This window comes from Streptomyces sp. SolWspMP-5a-2, from assembly GCF_900091845.1.
Classification (GTDB): domain Bacteria; phylum Actinomycetota; class Actinomycetes; order Streptomycetales; family Streptomycetaceae; genus Streptomyces; species Streptomyces doudnae.
In genome coordinates this window covers 1-5,348 of record NZ_FMCI01000107.1, presented here as the reverse complement: position 1 = coordinate 5,348, position 5,348 = coordinate 1, and the positions used below count along the sequence as shown (strand labels likewise).

Genomic DNA, 5,348 nt, shown 5'->3' with positions numbered 1-5,348 from the left:
CGGCGTCCCCTGGCTGTATCTCGCCCCTGCCCTGGCCGTCCTCGGCGGCCTGCTCGTCTACCCCGTCTACCAACTCGGCCTGATCTCCCTCTTCACCTACACCCAGGCCCAGGTCAGCGGCGGACGACCGGCCACCTTCGAGGGGTTCGGCAACTACTCCCGCCTCCTCGCCGACGAGCAGTTCTGGCAGGTGCTCGGCGCCACCGTCGTCTTCGCCGCCGCCTGCGTCCTGTCGACCCTCGCCGTCGGCTGCGCCCTCGCCGTGCTGCTCACCCGGGTGCGCGCGGTGCCCCGGCTGGCCCTGATGCTGGCCGCGCTCGGCGCCTGGGCGACCCCCGCCGTCACCGGCTCCACCGTCTGGCTGTTCCTCTTCGACCCCGACTTCGGCCCGGTCAACCGGGTTCTCGGGCTCGGCGACCACTCCTGGACCTACGGCCGCTACAGCGCCTTCCTGCTGGTCCTGCTCGAAGTCGTCTGGTGCTCCTTCCCGTTCGTGATGGTCACCGTCTACGCCGGGATCCGCTCGGTGCCCGCCGAGGTGCTGGAGGCCGCCTCCCTGGACGGCGCCTCGCAGTGGCGGATCTGGCGCTCGGTGCTGGCGCCGATGCTGCGGCCCATCCTCACCGTCGTCACCATCCAGTCGGTGATCTGGGACTTCAAGGTCTTCACCCAGATCTACGTCATGACGGGCGGCGGCGGCATCGCGGGACAGAACCTCGTCCTGAACGTGTACGCCTACCAACAGGCCTTCGCCTCCTCGCAGTACAGCCTCGGCTCGGCGATCGGCGTCGTGATGCTGCTGATCCTGCTCGCCGTGACCCTCGTCTACCTGCGGCTGCTGCGCCGGCAGGGGGAGGAACTGTGAACGCTCCGCACCCGCTCGTCCGCCGCCCCTGGCGGCTCGCGGCCGAGGCGTCGGCGCTGCTGATCGCCGTCGTCGTCGCCTTCCCGCTCTACTGGATGGTCCTCGGCGCCTTCAAACCGGCCGACGAGATCGAGTCGAGCCACCCGCGCCCGTGGACGGCGTCGCCCTCGCTCGACTCCTTCCGGCGCGTCTTCGAACAGCAGGAATTCGGCCGGTACTTCCTCAACAGCGTGATCGTCGCGGGCAGTGTGGTGATCGCCTCCGCGCTCATCGCGTTCCTCGCCGCGACCGCCGTCACCCGATTCCGTTTCCGCTTCAGGACCACCCTCCTCATCATGTTCCTGATCGCCCAGATGGTGCCCGTCGAGGCCCTCACCATCCCGCTGTTCTTCCTCATGCGGGACCTGGGCCAGCTGAACACCCTGGGCGCCCTGATCCTGCCCCACCTCGCCTTCTCGCTGCCGTTCGCGATCTGGATGCTGCGCGGATTCGTCAAGGCCGTCCCGGAAGCGCTGGAGGAGGCCGCCTACATCGACGGCGCGAGCCGCGCGCGCTTTCTCTGGCAGATCCTTTTCCCGCTCGTCCTGCCCGGCCTGGTGGCGACGAGCGTGTTCTCCTTCATCTCGGCCTGGAACGACTTCCTGTTCGCGAAGTCCTTCATCATCAGCGACACCTCGCAATCGACGCTGCCCATGGCCCTCCTGGTCTTCTTCAAGCCGGACGAGCCGGACTGGGGCGGCGTGATGGCCGCCTCCACCGTGATGACGATCCCCGTCCTGGTCTTCTTCGTACTCGTACAGCGACGCCTGGTCTCGGGACTGGGCGGAGCGGTCAAGGACTGACGTGACCCCACCGACCCCCGACCTGATCCCCGCGCCCCGCAGCGTCGGGACCCCGTCCCCCGACGGCCCCCTCCTGGACGCCGGCACCGTCCTGTGGGCCGGACCCGGCACCGGCACCACCGAACGCGCGCTGCGCGCCACCCTGGGCGCCGCCTTCGGGCTCGCCCTGCCCCCCGGGCCCGCCGACACCCCCGGAGCCGTCCGGCTGCTGGTGGACGACACCCTCCCGCCGGAGGGGTACCGGCTGACCACGCGCGCCGCGGACGGCGTCGAGATCCGCGGCGGCGACCCGGCCGGGGTCTTCTGGGGCGCCCAGACCCTCCGTCAGCTCCTGGGCCCGCACGCCTTCCGCCGGGCCCCCGTCGCCCCCGGCGGGCCGCCGCGGCTGCCGGAACTGACCGTCGAGGACGCGCCACGCTTCCGCTGGCGCGGCGTCATGCTCGACGTGGCCCGGCACTTCATGCCCAAGGACGGCGTCCTGCGCCACCTCGACCTGATGGCCGCCCACAAACTCAACGTCTTCCACTTCCACCTGACGGACGACCAGGGATGGCGCGTCGAGATCGAACGATGGCCGAAGCTGACCGCGACCGGATCCTGGCGGGCCCGGACCAAATTCGGCCACCGCGCCTCACCGCTCTGGGAGGAGAAGCCGCACGGCGGTTTCTACACCCAGGACGACATCCGCGAGATCGTCGCCTACGCGGCCGAACGGCATATCACCGTCGTCCCGGAAATCGATGTGCCAGGACACTCGCAGGCCGCCATCTCCGCGTACCCGGAACTCGGCAACACGGATGTCATCGACACCGCCTCCCTCTCGGTCTGGGACAGTTGGGGGGTATCTCCGAACGTACTCGCCCCCACTGACAACACCCTCCGTTTCTACGAAGGCGTCTTCGAGGAACTGCTCGGCCTGTTCCCCTCGGAGTTCGTGCACATCGGCGGCGACGAATGCCCCAAGGACCAGTGGCGGCGCTCACCGGCCGCGCAGGCGCGCATCACGGAACTCGGCCTCGGCGACGAGGACGGCCTCCAGTCCTGGTTCGTCCGCCACTTCGACACCTGGCTCGCCGACCGCGGACGCCGTCTCATCGGCTGGGACGAGATCCTGGAGGGCGGCCTCGCCCCCGGCGCCACCGTCTCCTCCTGGCGCGGCTACGCGGGCGGCATCGCCGCGGCACGCTCGGGACACGACGTCGTCATGTGTCCGGAACAGCACGTCTACCTGGACCACCGGCAGGACGGCGGCGCCGACGAACCGGTGCCCATCGGGTACGTGCGCACCCTGGAGGACGTCTACCGTTTCGAGCCCGTTCCCCCGCAGTTGACGCCCGAGGAGGCCCGGCACGTCCTCGGCACCCAGGCCAACCTGTGGACCGAGGTGATGGAGAACCCCGCGCGCGTGGACTACCAGGCGTTCCCCCGCCTCGTCGCCCTCGCCGAGGTCGCCTGGAGCGCCCTGCCCGCCCCGGCGGAACGGGACTTCGACGGCTTCGAGCGGCGGATGACCGCGCACTACCGGCGACTTGACGCCCTGGGGGTCGGATACCGGCCGCCCACCGGACCCGCCCCCTGGCAGCGGCGGCCCGGGGTGCTCGGCCGCCCCATCGAGGGCGCCCCGCCGAACAGGTAGCCGAACCGGCCGTGTCGGCGGCGCGAACCGGACACGTCCGCGAGGCGGACCTGACCTGTCCGCGCCGCGGACCGCCGGCGGCCGGGGCGTGAACCGGCCGCGTCCGGGGCCCGACCCGCCCCCGCCGCGCCCGAACCCGCCGTCCCGAGGGGAGAAACACCCGCAAGCATCACCGAAGAGTGGCAATGCGCGCCCAGCGGCGATGCCGTGCGAAACCGGACCATCTCCCTGGTGAGGCGGGCGAATGCCGCCTAGCGGACCCCTGTCCTCGTGCCCTGCGAAGATGTGCCAGAGTTGCCACGTCCGCCCTGTCAGCACGTACCGTACGGCAGCACAGGTGGGACCAGGTGGGGCAGCGGAAGGGGTAGCCGGTTTGACCACGCACGCACCGCAGGCGGCGCAGTCCGTCACGCTGCCCACGACACTGGACGAGGCGGTGGCGGCCCTCGCCGCCGTGCCCACCGCCGTGCCCGTCGCGGGCGGCACCGACCTGATGGCCGCCGTCAACTCCGGGCAGCTCAGGCCCGCCGCGCTGGTCGGCCTCGGCCGGATCAGCGAGATCCGCGGCTGGCAGTACCAGGACGGCCACGCGCTCCTCGGCGCCGGACTCACGCACGCGCGCATGGGCCGCCCCGACTTCGCCGCGCTGATCCCCGCGCTCGCCGCCGCCGCCCGCGCCGCCGGACCGCCGCAGATCCGCAACGCGGGCACCCTGGGCGGCAACATCGCCTCCGCCGCCCCCACCGGGGACGCGCTGCCGGTGCTGGCCGCCCTGGAGGCGACGCTGATCATCGCCGGACGCGAGGGCGCCCGCCGCGAGATCCCCGTCTCCCACCTGCTCGCCGGTGTCGACATGCTGCGCGGCGGCGAACTCATCGGCTTCGTGCGGGTGCCGCTGCTGCACGCGCCGCAGGTCTTCCTCAAGGCCACCGGCAGGACCGGCCCCGGCCGCGCCGCCGCCTCCGTCGCCCTCGTCCTCGACCCCGCCAGGCGCGGCGTGCGGTGCGCCGTCGGCGCCATCGCGCCGATGCCGCTGCGGCCCCTGGACGCCGAGCACTGGGTCGCCCGGCTCATCGACTGGGACAACAGCCGCACGATCGTGCCGGAGGCGCTCACCGCGTTCGGCGAGTACGTCGCCGCCGCCTGCATCCCCGACCCGGCGCCCGAGCCCGACGGCTCCGTCGCACCGCTCCCGCCGGCCGTACTGCACCTGCGGCGGACCGTCGCCGCACTGGCCCGACGAGCACTCGGGAGGGCTCTGTCGTGACCGACGACCAGCACGGAGAAGGCGCGCCCCGCAGCGGGGGCCGCTGGGACCCGCTGCCCCAGGGCGACTACGACGACGGCGCCACCGCCTTCGTGAAACTCCCCGAGGGCGGCATCGACGCCCTCCTGGCGTCCGCCGACAGCCCGCTCGCCGCGCCCGGCCACGGGTACGTGCCGCCGCGCATCACGGCCGCGCCCGACCAGACGGCGGGGGAGTGGGGCACGCCCGACGGCGGCGGCCAGTGGCCCGACCCGAACGCGGCGCCCCACGAGGGCGGTGACGACCGGTTCGCCTACCGGCCGGGCGCCGCCCAGCAGTGGACCTACGACGGCCACCAGGTGCCCGAGGCGCACGAGCCCTACGAGCCGTACGCACCGTACGAGCAGCACCGGCAGGACGCGGCCCAGGACGCGGCCGGGCAGTGGTCGATCCCGCTCGCCGGGGGCGACCTCCCGGACGAGTCGGGCGAGTTCACGACGTCGTCCCTGGTCCAGCAGTGGGGCGGCACCCCGCCCGCGACCCTCCCGGGCGGCGCCGCCGCGCCCTGGGCGAACGCGCCCGCCGACCCCGCGGGACCGACGGGGCCCGAGGGCCCCGCCGATCCCGGGGCGGCACAGGGACCCCCGGGGCAGCCCTGGGGACAGGAGCAGGGCCTCCCGGGCAGCGGCCCTGAGTACCCCGGCCAGGCGTACGGGACCCCGGCCCACGGCACCCCCGCGCACGGCACCCCGCGCACGG

The 5,348-nt window shown here is 73.1% G+C and carries 4 protein-coding genes and 1 pseudogene; all 5 read left to right on the top strand.

Annotation, left to right across the window (positions count from 1 at the left end; all coding sequences use genetic code 11):
- Window positions 1-13: 13 nt before the first annotated feature.
- Window positions 14-865 (top strand): carbohydrate ABC transporter permease, encoded by an 852-nt coding sequence (locus tag GA0115242_RS10135; protein WP_237548966.1) that lies wholly within the window; start codon window positions 14-16, stop codon window positions 863-865.
- Complete coding sequence (locus GA0115242_RS10130) at window positions 862-1,707, top strand: carbohydrate ABC transporter permease (protein ID WP_093826785.1); 846 nt, start codon at window positions 862-864, stop codon at window positions 1,705-1,707. Before GA0115242_RS10135 ends, GA0115242_RS10130 begins: the two co-directional genes overlap by 4 nt.
- Window position 1,708: 1 nt before the next feature.
- Window positions 1,709-3,343, top strand: coding sequence for a beta-N-acetylhexosaminidase (locus GA0115242_RS10125; RefSeq protein ID WP_176729785.1), 1,635 nt, complete (start codon window positions 1,709-1,711; stop codon window positions 3,341-3,343).
- Between the two features lie 373 nt (window positions 3,344-3,716).
- The gene (locus GA0115242_RS10120) at window positions 3,717-4,610 is read left to right on the top strand and encodes an FAD binding domain-containing protein (protein WP_093826783.1); all 894 of its coding nucleotides are present in this window, start codon (window positions 3,717-3,719) and stop codon (window positions 4,608-4,610) included.
- Window positions 4,607-5,348: pseudogene (locus tag GA0115242_RS10115) on the top strand ((2Fe-2S)-binding protein); the annotation flags it as partial. The gene GA0115242_RS10120 and the pseudogene GA0115242_RS10115, both read left to right, overlap by 4 nt.